The sequence below is a fragment of the Aeromonas lusitana genome, from assembly GCF_002812985.1.
Taxonomy (GTDB): domain Bacteria; phylum Pseudomonadota; class Gammaproteobacteria; order Enterobacterales; family Aeromonadaceae; genus Aeromonas; species Aeromonas lusitana.
Window position 1 is genome coordinate 1 of the sequence record NZ_PGCP01000032.1, and the last position, 17,978, is coordinate 17,978.

Genomic DNA, 17,978 nt, shown 5'->3' on the forward strand with positions numbered 1-17,978 from the left:
GCGGGTGAACCCATCGCCCACCTCGTCGGTGAGCGGGAGTTCTGGTCTCTGCCTCTCAAGGTGAGCCCGGCGACCCTGATCCCGCGCCCGGACACGGAAGTGCTGGTGGAGCAGGCGCTGGCTCGCCTGCCAGTCGGCCCCTGCGCCGTGCTGGATCTGGGCACAGGCACCGGGGCCATTGCCCTGGCCATCAAGTCAGAGCGCCCGGATCTTAACCTGTGGGCGGTGGATCGGATGCCGGAGGCGGCCGCCCTGGCTCGCGCCAACAGTGCGGCCCTTGGCCTGCCCATCGAGGTGCGTGACGGTAGCTGGTTTGAGCCGCTCTCGGACGCGCCCCGCTTTGCCATGATCGTCTCCAATCCGCCCTATATCGACGGTGCGGATCCCCACCTCAATGAGGGGGACGTGCGCTTCGAGCCCCGCTCCGCCTTGGTGGCAGACGAGCAGGGGCTGGCGGATATCCGCCTGATAGTGGCGCAGGCGCCGGCCCATCTGCTGCCCGGCGGCTGGCTCTTGCTGGAGCACGGCTGGCAGCAGGGGGAAATGGTGCGTCAACTCCTGCTGCAGCATGGCTATCGCGAGGTAGCCAGCGTGCGCGATTACGGGGATAACGAGCGGGTGACCCTGGGTTGCCTGCCTCACGAATGAGTACAGGCAGGCTGGTGCCTGTCTGATGGTGCAAGGACATGTTATGTATGTTGCTCTGAAACATCTTCACCTGCTGCTGATTGGGGCGGCCGTGCTGATGTTCATGCTGCGCTTTTACTGGGTTCAGACCGGCTCGGGTCAGGCCCGCAACGCTCGGGTATTGCAGGCAAGCGGCTGGCTCAATGGCCTGGTGGTGCTCTCCGGCGTACTGCTGTGCATGGTGCTGGATCTCAATCCGCTCAACAATGCCACCCCCTGGCTCAGCGAGAAGCTGACCGCCATCCTGGTGGTGGCCTTCCTCGCGATGATGGCGCTGCGCCTGGCGCGCAACAACGGCATCCGCTGGTTCGCCTTCCTGGGGGCGCTGGGGTGGGTCTTCTTTATTGCCAAGCTTGCTCTGTTCAAGCAGGCCAGTCTATTCGGTTAGGAATGACGAAGATGATACGTGTGGATGAGTGGACCGATTTCGAGGCCCATGATCTGGCAGAATTGGCCCTCTCCGTCAGCGACGAGATCCAGGGCCATGTCAGCACGGGGGAGGCCGAACTGGCCCACCTTGATGCCTGGCTGGACGAGGCCATTGCCGAGGGCAACTGTGACGAGGTGCGTCGCCAACTGCTCGCCGGTTTCTACCAGACCCTGGGTTTTCGTGGTGACTGGCAGGATTACTTCTCCAGCGCCAACTGCGATCTGGCCCAGGTGCTGACGCGCAGGAAGGGCATTCCGGTGAGCCTTGGCATCCTCATCATCCAGCTGGGCCGCAAGATAGGCCTGGACGTGGAGGGGATCTGCTTCCCCGGTCACTTCCTGGTGAGCTTCGCCGGCAGCGAAGGTGAGGTCTATGTGGACCCCTTCAACGGCGACGAGCTGAGCTGGCACCGCATCGAGCTGCTACTGCGCGGTGCCCTTGGCAATCTCGCGACCCTGAGCGACGATCTGCTGCAGCCTTCCGGCCAGTGGGAGATCATCGAGCGGCTGCTCAACGTCAGCAAGGGCGCCCTGCTGCGGGAAGAGCGCATGACGGAGGCGCTGCGCTGCAGCGAGCTGCTGCTGCGCATGAAACCGGGCGATCCCCTGGAGACGCGGGATCGGGGCTTTATCTACGAGCAGCTCGACTGCCCCCGTTTCGCCGCCGACGACTTTGAATACTTTATTGAACAGTGCCCGGACGATCCGGTTGCCGACGTGCTGAAAAGCCAGCTGGCGACGCTGGATCTGAGCCCCAAGCCCCTTCACTGAGGATGCTTGGGAAATAAAAGAATATCGTGGTCCGCTGTGCTGAGGTACGGCTGACTAACTTGGATTCACACCCCAAGCCCCTTCACTTAAGGATGCTGAGATGGAACAGAAGAATATCAAGATCAACGACATCAATGTGGCCAACGACAAGCCGTTCGTGCTGTTTGGCGGCATGAATGTGCTGGAATCCCGCGACATGGCGATGGCGGTGTGCGAGAAGTACGTCGAAGTGACCAGCAAGCTTGGCATCCCGTTCGTGTTCAAGGCGAGCTGGGACAAGGCGAACCGCTCCTCCATCCACTCTTACCGGGGCCCGGGTCTGGAAGAGGGGATGAAGATCTTCCAGGAGCTGAAAGCAACCTTCGGCATGCCGGTCATCTCGGATCTGCACGAGGTGCATCAGGCCAAGCCGGTCGCCGAGGTGGTGGACGTGATCCAGCTGCCCGCCTTCCTGGCGCGCCAGACCGATCTGGTGGAAGCCATGGCCCGCACCGGCAACGTCATCAACATCAAGAAGCCGCAGTTCCTGAGCCCAAGCCAGATGAAGAACATCACCGACAAGTTCGAGGAGTGCGGCAACGATCGCCTGATCCTGTGCGAACGCGGTGCCAACTTCGGCTACGACAACCTGGTGGTGGACATGCTGGGGCTGGGGGTGATGAAGAAGACCACGGGTGGCTACCCTGTCATCTTCGACGTGACCCACTCCCTGCAGTGCCGTGATCCCCTGGGGGCCGCCTCCGGCGGTCGCCGTGATCAGGTCACCGAACTGGCCCGTGCCGGCATGGCGGTCGGTCTGGCAGGCCTGTTTATCGAATCCCACCCGGATCCGAAAGCGGCCCGCTGTGACGGCCCGAGCGCCCTGCCGCTGGAGAAGCTGGAAGGCTTCCTGAAGCAGATGAAGGCCATCGACGATCTCATCAAGGGCTTCGAGCCGCTGGACACCTCCGCCTGATCCCGCAGCCGAATAGCTGAATGAACAATGCCCCGTCCTACGGGGCATTTTTATTTCCGAGACATTCTCACTAAGGTCTTAAATAAATCACTGACCAACTATATCACGGTTGCCGTGGTGTTAATGATGTTAAATATATTGTGTGATTGATGTCGCTAAATTAATTCTTATAACGTGTGAAAGTGCCGCCGTTGGAATGGCGAAATGGCATGAACCGGATGAGAGAGTGAAATATCTCGCCGCGGATCCCTGCACGCGTTTTTTGCCATCGCCCGTGTCAATTAATTAACAGGACGTTGAGCATGCACAAGAAAATATTAAGCAGCCTCTATTTTCAGGTGATATTGGCCATTACCATAGGGGTCATATTGGGACACTTCTATCCGAGCCTGGGCGCCGATATGAAACCCCTCGGCGATGGCTTCGTGAAATTAATCAAGATGATCATTGCCCCCGTTATTTTCTGCACCGTCGTGACCGGCATTGCGGGGATGGAGAGCATGAAGGCGGTGGGCAAAACCGGCGCCATCGCGCTCGTCTATTTCGAGGTGGTCAGCACACTGGCACTGGTCATCGGCCTGTGCGTGGTGAACCTGCTGCAGCCCGGGGTGGGCATGAACGTGGATCCGGCCTCGCTGGATGTCAGCGCCATCTCTGTCTATGCGGAGCAGGCCAAGTCCCAGGGCATCATCGCTTTCCTGCTGGACGTGATCCCGGGCAGCGTGATCGGTGCCTTCGCCAGCGGCAATATCCTGCAGGTGTTGTTATTTGCGGTGCTGTTTGGCTTCTCTTTGCATCATATCGGGGAGAAGGGGAAGCTGGTATTCAATGTGATCGACAGCTTCTCCCAGGTTATTTTCGGCATCATCAACATGATCATGAAGTTGGCGCCAGTCGGGGCATTTGGCGCCATGGCCTTCACCATAGGTAAATATGGCATCGGCTCGCTGGTGCAGCTCGGACAATTGATCGCCAGCTTCTATCTGACCTGTCTGCTGTTTATTTTCCTGGTGCTCGGCAGCATCGCCAAGGCCAATGGTTTCAGCATCCTGCGCTTTATTTCCTATATCAAGGAAGAGCTGCTGATCGTGCTGGGAACCTCTTCTTCCGAATCCGTCTTGCCGCGCATGCTGGTCAAGATGGAGGCGCTCGGTTGCAAGAAGTCGGTGGTGGGGCTGGTGATCCCGACCGGTTACTCCTTCAACTTGGATGGCACCTCCATCTACCTGACCATGGCCGCGGTCTTCATCGCTCAGGCGACCAACACGCCGCTGGATCTGTTCCATCAGATCACCCTGTTGGTGGTGCTGCTCATCTCCTCCAAGGGGGCGGCGGGAGTCACCGGCAGCGGCTTTATCGTGCTGGCGGCCACCATCTCGGCGGTGGGGCACCTGCCGCTCGCCGGGCTGGCGCTGATCCTGGGGATAGATCGCTTCATGTCGGAGGCCCGTGCCCTGACCAACCTCATCGGCAACGGGGTAGCGACCCTGGTGGTGGCCCGCTACTGCGATCAGCTCGACGAGCAGCAGATGAACGAGGTGCTCGCCAAGCCGGTTGCCGTGCAGCGCGTCGATCAACATGGCTAAGTGCCAAAGGCCTTGCATCAATGCAGTGACGAGAGATCGTCATCCATAAAAAAACGGCCCGAGAGGGCCGTTTTTCATGATGCAGTTTAACCGCAGAGCGACTTACAGGCTCTGGGTGAAGGTGCGGGTGACCACATCACGCTGCTGTTCCGGGGTCAGGGCGTTGAAGCGCACTGCATAGCCGGAGACGCGGATGGTCAGCTGCGGGTATTTTTCCGGATTGGCGATGGCGTCTTCCAGGGTCTCGCGGCGCAGCACGTTGACGTTCAGGTGTTGACCACCCTCGACCACCGGCTCGGTTTGAACCGGCAGCTCACGGTATTCGAACTGACCCAGATCGGACAGGGCCACTTCCTGGTCGGCGGCGAAGCTGTCGCCCTTGGCGCAGATGCAGCGAGCCTGTTGTTTCTCTTCGTCCAGCAGCCAGAAAGAGTTCAGCAGAGCGGCGTTGTTGGACTGGGTGATTTGGATGCCCTTGATCATGGTATGACTCCTCATAGGAAGGGATTTCATTGGTAAGGAGATACCCCTGATGTTTTTAAACCACCTCATCGAATGGATGATTTAAAGGGGCCTTGCCTTACACCTTTGCTTCGTTGGGGTCATATATACCACGAGGGTAATAATACGAAAATTGATCCAAATCAAAAAATACGCGAATAGCACGGCGATGAGAGGATTAAATTATTGAGTTTAATCAAAATTCTCTCATTTTTATGATTTCGTAAGATATATTAATTATGCATTTTATATTTGGTAAATCTAGTAATTTAACTACATGTTTTGCTGTTTTTTTGTTTCCGAGATCCGGGCTGGTTGCCAGGGGAGAGCTGAAAAAGGCCACGGCAAGGGGGCTCCGCGGCTTGGGGCGGCATCGAGTGCATCGATAAAAGAGATGGTTAATGAGTAAACATATCTGCTTATAAGATGGTAAAAGCGGCCAGGGCAGGCAGATGAAGCGCCCCGTCAGGGGGAAGATGGCCTGGCCACGGTTGCGTCCACTGGCCTTGGCCCCTATTCTGGGCCCCTCGTTGCCTCGCGCAGCAGATCCGTATGCCGACCGGCACATGCTGGAGCAGGGCGCGATGAGCAAAGATATGGGTATTTATTGAGGAGAGTGGTGTGGTGACCTGGACAGATGTGATTGGATCCGAGAAGGAACAGGACTATTTCAAGACCACCCTGGCGACCGTCAGGAGTGAGCGGGAGGCGGGCAAGGTGATCTATCCCCCCGCCACCGAGGTGTTCAATGCCTTCAAGCTGACCGAGCTGGACCAGGTCAAGGTGGTGATCCTGGGGCAGGACCCCTATCACGGCCCGAACCAGGCCCACGGCCTCTGCTTCTCCGTGCTGCCCGGGGTGCGCACGCCCCCCTCCCTGGTCAACATCTATAAGGAGATGCAACGGGACCTGCCGGGTTTCGTCACCCCGAACCACGGCTTCCTAGAGTCCTGGGCCACACAAGGGGTCTTGCTGCTCAATACCGTGCTGACGGTGCAGGCGGGCATGGCCCACTCCCATGCGCATCTGGGCTGGGAGACCTTCACCGACCGGGTCATAGAGCAGATCAACGCCAGCTGCGAGGGGGTGGTCTTCCTGCTGTGGGGCGCCCATGCCCAGAAGAAGGGCCGCTTCATCGACCGTCAGCGCCACCATGTGCTGAGCGCACCCCACCCGAGCCCGCTCTCCGCCCATCGCGGTTTCATCGGCTGCGGCCACTTCTCCGAGACCAACCGCCTGCTCGATGAGCAGGGCAAGCGCCCCATCGACTGGCTCTCGGTCTGCCAATAAGCTGCCCAAGCCAATCTGATGTGACCCTCAGCAGTGCGATCCCGAAAGGGGTCGCACTGTTTTTTTTGCGTGTATGGGACGGGCATCCGAGTCTTGGGAAGGAGGGTGGATGAGCCGGCATTGTCTGCGTCAGATTTGATTGAGTGCAAAGTTAGCGCATTAAATGGCCGTATACTCGAGACAGGATCTTCTCAATTATGTGCCAAGGAGTGCCCATGTTATCCAGTCTGCATAAGGACCACCTCAACATCGCCAAGCTGTTGCAACTGCTGAAATACAAGCTGGCCGCCATTCGCAGTGAGCAGAGGATCAGCTACTTCCTGATCCGGGACGTGGTGGATTACCTGCGGGAGGTGTCTGACAAATACCACCATCCCAAGGAGGACCTCATCTATGACTACTACCTGAAATACCGGGTGGTGGAGGGGGAGGTGGCGAACCGATTGCACGAGGAGCATGCCAAGCTGCTGGAGGCAGGCACCGAGCTCAAGGAGATGGTGGAGATGATCCTGATGGATGCGGTTATCCCGCTGGATCAGTTCACGGCGCGGCTGGAGCAGTTCATCGAACAGCAGGAGGCGCACATGAACTATGAGGAAGCGGTGATCTTCCCCCACCTGCGGGACTCCCTGACCGAGGACGATTGGCGTCACCTCGAACAGGTCTGGCAAAACCGGGCCGCCAACGATCCCCTGTTCGGGGCCGAGATAAGCCAGCACTTCCAGGCGCTGGCCAAGCAGCTCTCCCTGCCCCTCTCTTCCTGATGCTTAACACCAAAAGCAACGCCCCGATCTGATCGGGGCGTTTTGTTTTACCGTATCGGCTCCATCGAGCCTGGATTGGCGCTCTGGTTGGCATGAGGGCGCAGCTCTTGGCACTGCCGCTCCCCTCGCTCTGTTACAGCTCCAGCTCTTCCGAACCCTCGTAGGCGATGTCGATGGACTGCAGCTCCTTCTGCAGGCGGTGCTTGTCTTTAAGCGCCTCAATCTCACGCCATTTACGCTTCTTTCCCGATGTCCCGCGGCTACGTGAACCCAGCTCAACGACCTCGTCAAAATCGAAGTTGAACATGTCCATGGCTCCCTCCTTGGTTTTATGGTTGTCACCATCCGTATAACACGGTGGCTTTGAAAATAAAACGTTTTTGTGACGAGCTTGTGACAACCGGAAAGGGCCCATAAAAAAACCGGACTGCCCTCGCGGGAGTCCGGTTTTTATCGGGGTGGGTGGCCAGTCAGACGCGGCTCAGAGGCCGCTGTGCTGGACCAACCCGGTCAGCGCCTCTTAGAGACGGCTGGCCAGCATGGTTTCCAGCTTGCCCTGATCGACGGCGAACATGCGGATGCCTTCACCCAGCTTCTCGACGGCCATGGCGTCCTGGTTCAGCTCCCAGCGGAATTCGGCTTCGGTCATGGGGGTCGGCTTGGCCTTGCGCTCGCCGGTGTAGTTCAGCTTGCGTACCACGGCGCCTTCGCTCTTGCTCAGCTCTTCCAGCAGGGCAGGGCCAATGGTCAGGCGGTCGCAACCGGCCAGCTCCAGGATCTCGCCGGTGTTGCGGAAGCTCGCACCCATCACCACTGTCTGGTAATCGTGCTGCTTGTAGTAGTCGTAGATGGCGGTAACGGAGACCACGCCCGGATCTTCGCTCGCGGTGTAGTCACGGTTGTGCTTGGCCTTGTACCAGTCGAGGATGCGACCGACGAACGGGGAGATCAGGAAAGCGCCGGCTTCGGCACAGGCACGGGCCTGGGCGAAGGAGAACAGCAGGGTCAGGTTGCACTGGATACCTTCTTTCTCCAGCACCTCGGCGGCGCGGATGCCTTCCCAGGTGGAGGCCAGCTTGATCAGGATGCGATCGTTGCTGATGCCGGCTTCGTTGTAGAGACGGATCAGCTTGCGGGCCTTGGCGATGCTGGCAGCGGTATCGAAGGAGAGACGGGCATCCACCTCGGTGGAGATGCGGCCCGGAACGATTTTCAGCACTTCCAGACCTATGTTGACCGCCAGCTTGTCGCCCGCGTCGATGATTTGCTGTGCCTTGTCCTGGCTCTGGGCCTTGGCCCAGTTGATGGCGTCTTCGATCAGCGCCGCGTATTCGGGGATCTCGGATGCCTTCAACACCAGGGAAGGGTTGGTGGTGGCATCGATGGGCTGGTAGCGCTTGATGGCTTCGATATCACCGGTGTCGGCAACTACCGTGGTCAGGGCTTTCAGCTGGGTTAATTTATCGGCCATGGCAAATATCATCTCTTTATGAGGGCGCACTCTCTTGGTGAGGGCGCAGGCTCGGGGGTTGCGGGCGTGAGAGGACAGTTCTGAAATTAAATTACAAAATTCCGGCGACTCAGGCTCAGAAAAGCGCGATGGGAGTGACCCATCACCATTGCCTGCCTAATTAATACGGATGTGGCGCATCCTGCAATAGGGGGGGGTGTATGCTTCTCGTCCAGTCGCTGGAGTGGGGGGCGTAGTATGGGTGTAACCTCATGATAAATAACTATTTTAGTGATTTGTCCCGCGGCTTAGCCAGGCCTGAATAAATGCAAATTTTTTAGTTGATTCTCAAATATGTTAAGCCGATCACATAAATACTTTCGTCAGCTACTTGAAATTTAATTACGTGTAAAACGTTTTGCGTTACAACCCGGGTGACGGCCGGGTATGGATATAAACGCTTGCCTCCCGATAAGCCGATCCATGACGTCACTTCCCTGCCTGGTCGGGAAAGATAAAAGGTGCTCCTTTGAGGCTTATTGGTCGTGCGATGGATATGGCATCAAGTTTTGTTGAAATTTTGCGTGCTAAATGAAGCTTTATTGGCTCGGATTGTTCGTTTTTTGTCTTCCCGGTGAGCTGAATCACTATTCTGAACTCGCTCCCTATGCTAGATTCCGCCCCTTTAGCGCATTGCTAATTCGGAAACGGACAGAGAGCGGTCAGCGCAGACTGACCATGGATGTGATAACAACGAGAGAATTATGGACACCTTGATCGCAATGATTAATGACCTGATGTGGGGAGCCGTGCTCATCTACCTGCTCATCGGGGTCGGGATCTTTTTCACTTTCCGCCTGGGGTTTATCCAGGTTCGCCACTTCGGCCACATGTTCTCGGTACTGCGCAATAGCCGCAAATCCGACAGTGCCGGCATCTCCTCCTTCCAGGCCCTGTGTACCAGTCTGGCGGCCCGGGTCGGGACCGGCAATCTGGCGGGCGTCGCCGTAGCCATCTATCTCGGTGGCCCTGGCGCCATCTTCTGGATGTGGCTGATCGCCTTTATCGGCATGGCCACCGCCTTCGTGGAAAGTACCCTGGCCCAGCTCTACAAGGTGAAGGACGAGGACGGCAACTACCGTGGCGGCCCGGCCTACTACATGGAGCGCGGTCTTGGCATGCGCTGGATGGGGGTGGTCTTCTCCCTCTGTCTGCTGCTGGCGTTCGGTCTGGTGTTCAATGCGGTGCAGGCGAACTCCATCAGCCTGGCCATGAACGTGGCCTTCGGCATCCCTGACTGGGTCAGCGGCCTGGCCCTGGTGGTGCTCTCCGGCCTCATCATCTTCGGCGGCATTCGCGGCATCGCCCGCTTCGCCGAGCTGGTGGTGCCCTTCATGGCGATGGCCTATATCCTGATGGCGCTGTTCGTGGTGATCATGAACATCGGCGAGCTGCCCCATGTGTTCTCCCTCATCATCAAGTCGGCGTTTGGCATCGAGCAGGCCGGCTCTGGCGCCATGGGCTATGCGATCTCCCAGGCGATGATCAACGGCATCAAGCGCGGTCTCTTCTCCAATGAAGCGGGCATGGGCTCGGCCCCGAACGCCGCTGCCACCGCCACTCCCTATCCGCCGCACCCGGCCTCCCAGGGTTATGTGCAGATGCTGGGGGTGTTCCTCGACACCATCGTCATCTGTACCTGTACCGCGGCCATTATCCTGATGTCCGGCCAATTCGAACCGGGTTCAGGGGTGACCGGCGTGGAGCTGACCCAGCGCGCGCTCTCCTCCCAGATCGGCGGCGGTGGCAACATCTTCATCGCGGCGGCCATCTTCTTCTTCGCCTTCACCTCCATAGTGGCGAATTACTCCTACGCCGAGACCAACCTGGTGTTCCTCGAGCACAACCACAAGGGCGGCCTGATGCTGTTTCGCATGTTTGTGCTGGGCATGGTGATGTTCGGCTCGGTGGGCGAGCTGCCGACCGTGTGGGCGCTGGCAGACGTCTCCATGGGGATGATGGCCATCGTCAACCTGGTAGCCATATTGCTGCTCTCCGGGGTCGCCATCAAGCTGGCCAAGGATTACAACGATCAGCTCAAGCTGGGCCGGGTGCCCACCTTCGATGCCAACAAGTACCCCGAGCTGCGCAGCCAGCTGGAAGAGGGGATCTGGGACAATCCCCCCAAGAGCAAGCAGGCGTAAGGCCCCGCTTGGCAGGGTGGACGATCAGATCGTCGTCATCAGAGAGGGGAGCCGTTGGCTCCCCTTTTTCTTGTGGATGATGGAGGGTCGGCAGAGGCGGATTTGTGCTTATCCGGACGAGGACTTCACCCAGACTTCACACAAGCGCATACCCGGCACATGCAGTGGCGCTAAGCTTGCCCCACTTTTTCGCCGCGCCTGCGGCAATCCAGACAGATGAGAGGATGAATCGATGCAACAACGACAGGGCATGAACTGGTTGGCGGTGACCTCGCTGCTGTGGGCCGGCCTGACCCAGGCCGCCACCGAACCTGCAGCGCTGCGCCAGCTGGTGGATGAGACCATCCAGCCCGTGATGACACAGCACAAGATCCCGGGGATGGCGGTGGCCCTGCTCAAAGATGGCAAGGCCCATCTCTTTCACTATGGTCTGGCCAACAAGGCGACGGGGGCCAGAGTCGACGATCAGACCCTGTTCGAGATTGGTTCGGTCAGCAAGACGCTTACCGCGACGCTCGGGGCCTATGGGGTCGCCGGGGGCCATTTTCGCCTGGATGACTGGGTGAGCAAGATCGATCCTGCTCTCAAGGGCAGTGCCTTTGATCGGGTGACCATGGGGCAGCTTGCCACCTACAGCGCCGGTGGCTTGCCCTTGCAGTTCCCGGATGAGGTGAACTCAGATGCCAGCATGCAGGCTTATTACCGGCAGTGGTCACCCGCCTATCCGGCCGGTACCCATCGCCAGTATTCGAACCCCAGCATAGGCCTGTTCGGCCATCTGGCGGCCCGCAGCCAGGGTCAGCCGTTCGAGCAGTTGATGGAGCAGACCCTGCTGCCCAAACTCGGCCTGAAACACACTTACATCAAGGTGCCCGAGGCGGCCATGGCGCACTATGCCTTTGGCTATGACAAGAGCGACAAGGCCATCCGGGTCAACCCCGGCGCGCTTGCCGCCGAGGCGTATGGCATCAAGACCTCGGCCCAGGATCTGCTCCGCTTTGTCGAGGCGAATATGGTCGAGGCGAATATCAGTGCCCAGCGTGACAAGCGACTGCAAAACGCCATCTCATTGACCCACACCGGCCTCTATTCGGTGGGGCCCATGACCCAGGGGCTGGGCTGGGAGATGTATGACTATCCCCTTGGCCTTGAAACCCTGCAGGCCGGCAACAGCAACGACATGGTATTAAAGCCCCAGAAGGTGACCCCAGTGCTCAAGCCAGCCCCGGCCAGGGCCAGCACCCTGTTTAACAAGACGGGCTCCACCAATGGCTTTGGCGCCTACGTGGCCTTCGTGCCCGCCAAGGGGATCGGCATCGTCATGCTGGCGAATCGCAACTACCCCAATGCGGCGCGCATCGAGGCGGCCTACCGGATCCTGCAGCAGCTGGATAAGTAGAGACATCAAGGCGCAAATGAAAACGCCGGAGCCCAAGGCTCCGGCGTTTTTTATTGGTATCCGCGCAAGGCAGACTCAGCCGTACTGCTCCTCCATCCAGGCTTCGACGATGAGCTGGGCCGAGACCCCGTCCACGCTGCCCTTGTCGAGCGCCTTGTAGCCGCCGCGCTCGAACAGGCGGGCGCGGGCATCCGTGGTGGTGAGCCGCTCGTCCTTGAACTCCACCTGCTTGCCGAAGCGGCCGTGCAGACGATTGCCGAACTTGCGGGCCCGCACCGTGATCTCCTGATCCGTGCCGTCCATGTTGAGCGGCAGACCCACCACCAACAGATCCGGTTGCCACTCCTTGAGCAGCTTCTCTATTTCGTCCCAATTGGGCACGCCGTCGTTCGCCTTGAGGGAGCGAAGGGGTTGGGCCGTGCCGGTGAGCTCCTGGCCGATGGCGACGCCGATACTCTTGGTGCCGTAGTCAAAGCCCATGATGCTGCGTGATGACATGGAGTTCCTTAAAACTGAATGGGTAGAAGGGGCCCGAGGGCCCGCTTGGAGAAGGCTAGCTATGCCCCACCTGACTGGAGAGGTGCAGAGGATTGACCCCGATACTGGCGGCAGCTTGCTGCCAGCGCTGGCTGATGGGAGTCTTGAACACCAGATCCGCATTGGGGGGGATCACCAGCCAGGCGCCGTCCACCAGCTCCTGCTCGAGCTGGCCCGCGCTCCAGCCGGCATAGCCCAGGGCCACCAGCCAGTGGCTCGGTGCCTCGTCGGTACCGAGTGTCTCCAGAATGTCCTTGGAGGTGGTGACCATCATCTCGTCGCTCACCTGCAGGGTGGAGTTGAAACCGGGCCGGAAGCTGTGCAGCACGAAGCCGCGATCCCCGTGCACAGGGCCACCCTGCAGCACGGGCTGCTTCATCTCTTGGGTATCGGGCGGGCTCAGGTTGAGCTTGGCCAGCATGGCATCGAGGGACATGTCGACCGGGATGTTGACCACAAGGCCCATGGCGCCCTCGCTGCTGTGTTCACACAGATAGACCAGAGAGCGCTCGAAATAGGCGTCTGAGAGGCTCGGCATGGCGAGCAGATAGTGATTTTGCAGTGTTTGCATAGGGCCAAATAGTGCAAAGGTATTTGGGGTGATTATGGCAGTTGACGGCGGCGGGCAAAACCGCTTTTTTCGCACCCATGAGCACAAGCCTGGGCGCTGGCGCACAGAGTACCCACGACATAAACAGAGCAGGGGCCGCGAGGGCCCCTGTTGTGTTTGCCTGTCGGGTCGGCGCCGCCGGATAAGCGGCAGGCGCCGACCCGTTGGGCTGTCAGCGTCCCAGTCGGCGCTCGATGGCGTCCATCAGCATGCCGGTGATGGAGACGTCGAAGGCCGCCTCGATCTCGCGGATGCAGGTGGGGCTGGTGACGTTAATCTCGGTCAGCCGATCGCCGATGATGTCGAGGCCGACGAAGATGAGGCCCTTGGCCTTGAGGGTCGGACCGACAGCGCGGGCGATGGCCCAGTCCGCTTCGCTCAAGGGGCGCGCCTCACCACGGCCACCCGCCGCCAGGTTGCCACGGGTCTCTCCTTGCGCCGGGATGCGAGCCAGACAGTAGGGCACGGGTTCACCGTCCACCACCAGCACCCGCTTGTCGCCGTCCTTGATGGCGGGCAGATAGGTCTGCGCCATGCAGTACTGACTCCCATGTTCTGTAAGAGTCTCGATGATGACACCGACGTTGGCATCGTCCTCCTTCATGCGGAAGATGGAGGCGCCGCCCATGCCATCCAGGGGTTTGAGGATCACGTCCTTGTGCTCGGCGTGGAAGGCGCGCAGCTTGTCGGCGCGACGAGTGACGAGCGTGGTCGGGGTGTGCTCGGCGAACCAGGCGGTGTAGAGCTTCTCGTTGGCGTCACGCAGGCTCTGGGGCTTGTTGACGATGAGGGTGCCCTCGTCCTCGGCCCGCTCCAGCATGTAGGTGGCGTAGATGAACTCGGTATCGAACGGCGGATCCTTGCGCATCAGGATCACGTCGAGGGTAGAGAGGGGTTGATCGATGACCTCACCGAGTTCGAACCAGTTGGCGTAGTCGTACTGCACCTTGAGCGGGCGCATGGTGCCGAAGGCGCGACCCGCCTCCATGTAGAGATCCGACATCTCCAGATAGAAGAGCTCGTAGCCGCGCTTCTGTGCCTCTTCGAGCATGGCGAAGCTGGAGTCTTTCTTGATGTTGATGGCCGAGATGGGGTCCATCACGATGCCGAGTTTGATGGTCATCCGAGATTCCTTCTTGTGGCGCGATTGCGTTTGAGATTATCAGAACCTGTTCAAGCTCTGTCACGAGAGGCCGCGAACGGCGCAGGGGCCTTGATCACGACCTCGCAGCAAGACGTTGGACAGGTTTCAGGCCAGATCGCCAAAGCGGCACTGCAACGCCGTGATGGCGGTCAGGGCAGCGGTTTCGGTGCGCAGCACCCGAGGCCCGAGCAACATCTCCTTGAACTCTTCCTGCACGGTACGGGCAATTTCGTCGCTGGACAAGCCGCCTTCGGGGCCAATCAACAGGCGCACGCCATGCTCGGGTACCGGCAATGTGTTGATGCTGTACTCGGCGCGGGGGTGCAGGTTGAGCTTGAGCTCCTGGGTCTCTTCCGCGAGCCAGGCATCCAGCTCCATGGGCATGCGCACCTCGGGCACCAGGTTGCGGCCGCACTGCTCGCAGGCGCTGATCACTACCTTCTGCCACTGCTCGCGCTTCTTCTCCAACCTGTCGGCCGGCAGCTTGACGCCGCAACGCTCGGAGAACAGGGGGGTGATGCAGGTGACGCCGAGCTCCACGGATTTCTGGATGGTGAAGTCCATCTTGTCGCCGCGGCTGATGACCTGGCCGAGATGGATGGCGAGCGGCGATTCCACCGACTGGGTGTCGCAGCTGTCGATGTGCACTTCCACCGATTTCTTGCCGACGCTCGCTATGGTGGCGGGGTATTGGTTGCCGTCGCCATTGAACAGCTCGAGCTGCTGGCCCGGCTGCATGCGCAGCACCCGGCCGATGTGGTTGGCACCGTCTTCCGACAGGGCCAGGGTCTGACCGACCTGCAGGGAGGCCGGCTCATAGATACGTGGGATGCGCATGCTGTCTATTTGTCTCTGAAATAACATTTAAGCGGCTCAATCTGTTGCCAGACTGCCATTTAGTGGTTCATCTGCATCGTAAAACCATTATCGAATGCGATTAAATCCGGTCTGGATGTAATGGATAAGCCTGCTGGCAGCATGTCGGGCAGGGCTGGAGCCGCTTGTTACAAGGGAAGGAGCTTATCTCCTTCCCGGTCAAATGGGGTCACTGGCACTGCTTTTCAATGAAAGGATTGGTATTGCCTTGCAGCTTGCCGATGCGGCGGTTGCGCTCGCACTCCCAGCGATCCGCCGGGTACTGCCTGTCCCAGGCCTCGAACAGTTTACGCTGTTGCGCGGCCAGGCGCAGCCCGTACTGCTCCCCCATGTAGAGGTAGGCGCGGGCGATCTGGCCACGCACCGGCCCCTTGGGCGGCTGCACGCGCTGCTCCTTGAAGTCCACCAGCATCTGGCACTTGCCGTACTGGTTCGGCTTGCCGTTCCAGTCGGAGAAGCGGTAGTTCGCGCGATCGCCGTTCACCTCGCCGATGGCGGGGAAGAGGTTGTGCATGTCTCCCTCCATCTTGTTGAACTCGGCGCTCTTGCCGCAGTTCTTGCGACCCCCTTCCTGCCAGCACTGCAGCTGGTGGCCAAATTCCCAGGCGGGCACCACGTGCTCCCACTCGATACGGGCGGCGCGATTGGCCTGCTTGCGTGGCAAGTAGCCGCAGCTCTCCCAGTCCGGCGCCATCTTCTTGCCGCTGAACTTGATGTTGCAGCCGCAGTAGAAGGTGCTGGGATGGCTCTGATAGAGCTTGACGAGATCCTGCTTGGCGGCGCGGAAGGTCTGGGCCTCTTGCGCCTGGAGCGGCGTACTGACCAGCAGGGTCAGGCCAAGGGAGAGCAGGGGAAGGCCAAAAACACGGGAGGGGCGAGACATGAAGATCCTTGAACATGAAACAGGTGGATGAAGAAGGTGGGCACCCTAACACAGGGACGCGACACAGGTTGGCTCAATTCGTTTCCGGCTGGTGCACCAGTGGCTGGCGGCAGCGGCGGCAGTGGTAGCGCGCCTCACCCCGTTGCACCTTGTTGTGACGGCGTATCGAGAGCTGATGCTGCTGGCAGGCGCAGGCATAGGGCTGGGTATTCTGGTTCAGCACGGCGAGATCGAAGCTGTGGGTGGTTCTGGGTTCGAGGTTGAACACCTCCCGCATCACCGACTGCCACTGGCGGCCGTGGGGCAGCACCCGGTTCTTGCCGCGCCCCTCTCCCCAGAGCGCATAGACCAGCAGGTGCGCCACCTCGTGGGGCACCACCTCCTCCATGAAGGCCTGCTGGTTGGCCTGATAGAGCGCCGGGTTGAAGCGAAGCTCCCAGGTTTGCAGCCGCGCTGAGCCCGCCGCCCGGCCACGCATGTTCAGATAAATGCGCGGGCGCGGGAAGGCGCGGCCGAGACGTGCCTCGGCCTGCGAGAAGCAGGCGTCGACGCGCGCGGCGAGCAGGGCATCGGGGGTGGGGAGGGCAGTCATGGGCAATCCTGTCGAGCGGCGAAAAAGCAAAAAGGGGAGCCAAGCTCCCCTTTTATCACAGGCTCATGCCTTGGGACATTACAGACCGGCGACGTCGCGCAGCAGGGCGGCCTTGTCGGTCTTCTCCCAGGGGAACTCGTCGCGACCGAAGTGGCCATAGGCGGCGGTAGCCTGGTAGATGGGGCGTTTCAGATCCAGCATCTCGATGAGGCCGTACGGACGCAGCTCGAAGTGCTCGCGAACCAGTTTCACCAGCAGCTCCTCGGCAACCTTGCCGGTGCCGAAGGTTTCGACGCTGATGGAGGTCGGCTCGGCCACGCCGATGGCGTAGGAGACCTGCACTTCACAACGATCCGCCAGACCCGCGGCAACGATGTTCTTGGCCACGTAGCGAGCGGCGTAGGCGGCAGAGCGGTCCACCTTGGACGGATCCTTGCCGGAGAAGGCGCCACCACCGTGACGGGCCATGCCGCCGTAGGTGTCGACGATGATCTTGCGACCGGTCAGACCGCAGTCACCCATGGGGCCGCCGATAACGAAACGGCCGGTCGGGTTGATGAAGAACTTGGTGTCCTTGGTGATCCACTCGGTCGGCAGTACCGGCTTGATGATCTCTTCGCGTACCGCTTCCACCAGATCGCTGTGGCTGACGGACTCGCAATGCTGGGTGGAGAGCACCACGGCATCCACACCCAGGATCTTGCCTGCGTCGTCGTAGGCGAAGGTCAGCTGGCTCTTGGCATCCGGACGCAGCCACGGCAGGGTGCCGTTCTTGCGCACTTCGGCCTGGCGTTTGACCAGCAGGTGGGAGTAGGTGATGGGGGCTGGCATCAGCACGTCGGTTTCGTTGGTGGCGTAACCGAACATCAGGCCCTGGTCACCGGCGCCCTGCTCGTACGGGTCGCTGCGGTCAACACCCTGGTTGATGTCGGGGGACTGCTTGCCGATGGCGTTCAGCACGGCGCAGGAGTCGGCATCGAAGCCCATGTCGGAGTGGGTGTAACCGATCTCGCGCACTGTGTCGCGCACGATCTGTTCGATATCGACCCAGGCAGAGGTGGTCACTTCGCCGGCTACCATCACCATGCCAGTCTTGACCAGGGTCTCGCAGGCGACGCGTGCCTTGGTGTCTTGCACCAGGATGGCGTCCAGTACCGCATCGGAGATCTGGTCGGCGATTTTATCGGGATGGCCTTCGGAGACCGACTCGGAAGTAAACAGCTTTGCCATGTTTGGTTCTCAATCGTGTGGGGTTATCGCCTTGGCCATAACCGGAAAATGACAGGTTCTTTGTAGAGGT

At 59.9% G+C, this 17,978-nt stretch carries 19 protein-coding genes; 9 read left to right on the plus strand and 10 right to left on the minus strand.

The genetic code is table 11. The annotated features are described in order from the left end of the window. From prmC to CUC44_RS16650, 5 genes are all read left to right on the plus strand, one after another. The coding region (gene prmC, locus CUC44_RS16630; RefSeq protein WP_100860991.1) for a peptide chain release factor N(5)-glutamine methyltransferase at positions 1-648 on the plus strand (648 nt) is incomplete at its 5' end. A 43-nt stretch (positions 649-691) separates the two neighbouring features. Further along, positions 692-1,075, plus strand: a complete 384-nt coding sequence (locus CUC44_RS16635) for a SirB2 family protein (protein ID WP_100860992.1) — start codon at positions 692-694, stop codon at positions 1,073-1,075. 11 nt (positions 1,076-1,086) lie between these two features. Beyond that, positions 1,087-1,887 (plus strand): SirB1 family protein, encoded by an 801-nt coding sequence (locus CUC44_RS16640; protein ID WP_100860993.1) that lies wholly within the window; start codon positions 1,087-1,089, stop codon positions 1,885-1,887. A 100-nt stretch (positions 1,888-1,987) separates the two neighbouring features. After that, the gene (kdsA, locus tag CUC44_RS16645) at positions 1,988-2,842 is read left to right on the plus strand and encodes a 3-deoxy-8-phosphooctulonate synthase (RefSeq protein ID WP_100860994.1); all 855 of its coding nucleotides are present in this window, start codon (positions 1,988-1,990) and stop codon (positions 2,840-2,842) included. Positions 2,843-3,144: 302 nt separating this feature from the next. Continuing rightward, positions 3,145-4,428, plus strand: coding sequence for a dicarboxylate/amino acid:cation symporter (locus CUC44_RS16650; protein ID WP_100860995.1), 1,284 nt, complete (start codon positions 3,145-3,147; stop codon positions 4,426-4,428). A 102-nt stretch (positions 4,429-4,530) separates the two neighbouring features. On the opposite strand, the gene grcA is transcribed toward CUC44_RS16650, so the two are convergent. Beyond that, the gene (grcA, locus tag CUC44_RS16655; protein WP_100860996.1) at positions 4,531-4,911 is read right to left on the minus strand and encodes an autonomous glycyl radical cofactor GrcA; all 381 of its coding nucleotides are present in this window, start codon (positions 4,909-4,911) and stop codon (positions 4,531-4,533) included. A 639-nt stretch (positions 4,912-5,550) separates the two neighbouring features. On the opposite strand from grcA, the gene ung reads away from it, so the two are divergent. After that, positions 5,551-6,219: a uracil-DNA glycosylase gene (gene ung / locus CUC44_RS16660; protein ID WP_100860997.1), complete on the plus strand. Its 669-nt coding sequence runs from the start codon at positions 5,551-5,553 to the stop codon at positions 6,217-6,219. A 215-nt stretch (positions 6,220-6,434) separates the two neighbouring features. Further along, on the plus strand, positions 6,435-6,983 hold the full coding sequence (locus CUC44_RS16665; protein ID WP_100860998.1) for a hemerythrin domain-containing protein: 549 nt from the start codon (positions 6,435-6,437) through the stop codon (positions 6,981-6,983). A 133-nt stretch (positions 6,984-7,116) separates the two neighbouring features. Here CUC44_RS16665 and CUC44_RS16670 read toward each other — a convergent pair whose 3' ends face one another. Further along, on the minus strand, positions 7,117-7,296 hold the full coding sequence (locus tag CUC44_RS16670; protein WP_100860999.1) for a DUF3545 family protein: 180 nt from the start codon (positions 7,294-7,296) through the stop codon (positions 7,117-7,119). A 207-nt stretch (positions 7,297-7,503) separates the two neighbouring features. After that, complete coding sequence (gene tal / locus CUC44_RS16675) at positions 7,504-8,454, minus strand: transaldolase (protein ID WP_157812797.1); 951 nt, start codon at positions 8,452-8,454, stop codon at positions 7,504-7,506. A 743-nt stretch (positions 8,455-9,197) separates the two neighbouring features. Here tal and CUC44_RS16680 point away from each other — a divergent pair. Then, complete coding sequence (locus tag CUC44_RS16680; RefSeq protein WP_100861001.1) at positions 9,198-10,637, plus strand: alanine/glycine:cation symporter family protein; 1,440 nt, start codon at positions 9,198-9,200, stop codon at positions 10,635-10,637. Positions 10,638-10,869: 232 nt separating this feature from the next. Further along, on the plus strand, positions 10,870-12,036 hold the full coding sequence (gene ampC / locus CUC44_RS16685; RefSeq protein ID WP_100861002.1) for a class C beta-lactamase: 1,167 nt from the start codon (positions 10,870-10,872) through the stop codon (positions 12,034-12,036). Positions 12,037-12,111: 75 nt separating this feature from the next. On the opposite strand, the gene ruvX is transcribed toward ampC, so the two are convergent. The 7 genes from ruvX to metK form a co-directional block, all read right to left on the minus strand. Beyond that, complete coding sequence (ruvX, locus tag CUC44_RS16690) at positions 12,112-12,534, minus strand: Holliday junction resolvase RuvX (RefSeq protein ID WP_100861003.1); 423 nt, start codon at positions 12,532-12,534, stop codon at positions 12,112-12,114. Positions 12,535-12,589: 55 nt separating this feature from the next. Next, a complete protein-coding gene (locus tag CUC44_RS16695) occupies positions 12,590-13,144 on the minus strand; it encodes a YqgE/AlgH family protein (RefSeq protein WP_100861004.1) in 555 nt (184 codons plus the stop codon). Between the two features lie 211 nt (positions 13,145-13,355). After that, positions 13,356-14,306 carry a glutathione synthase gene (gene gshB / locus CUC44_RS16700; RefSeq protein WP_100861005.1) on the minus strand — a complete coding sequence of 317 codons (951 nt, stop codon included), beginning with the start codon at positions 14,304-14,306 and terminating at the stop codon, positions 13,356-13,358. A gap of 126 nt (positions 14,307-14,432) precedes the next feature. Continuing rightward, positions 14,433-15,164 carry a 16S rRNA (uracil(1498)-N(3))-methyltransferase gene (gene rsmE / locus CUC44_RS16705; RefSeq protein WP_100861032.1) on the minus strand — a complete coding sequence of 244 codons (732 nt, stop codon included), beginning with the start codon at positions 15,162-15,164 and terminating at the stop codon, positions 14,433-14,435. A 208-nt stretch (positions 15,165-15,372) separates the two neighbouring features. Continuing rightward, the gene (locus tag CUC44_RS16710; RefSeq protein WP_100861006.1) at positions 15,373-16,086 is read right to left on the minus strand and encodes an endonuclease; all 714 of its coding nucleotides are present in this window, start codon (positions 16,084-16,086) and stop codon (positions 15,373-15,375) included. A gap of 73 nt (positions 16,087-16,159) precedes the next feature. Then, complete coding sequence (locus CUC44_RS16715; RefSeq protein ID WP_100861007.1) at positions 16,160-16,678, minus strand: SprT family zinc-dependent metalloprotease; 519 nt, start codon at positions 16,676-16,678, stop codon at positions 16,160-16,162. 78 nt (positions 16,679-16,756) lie between these two features. Continuing rightward, on the minus strand, positions 16,757-17,908 hold the full coding sequence (gene metK, locus CUC44_RS16720) for a methionine adenosyltransferase (protein ID WP_100861008.1): 1,152 nt from the start codon (positions 17,906-17,908) through the stop codon (positions 16,757-16,759). Between the last annotated feature and the right edge of the window lie 70 nt (positions 17,909-17,978).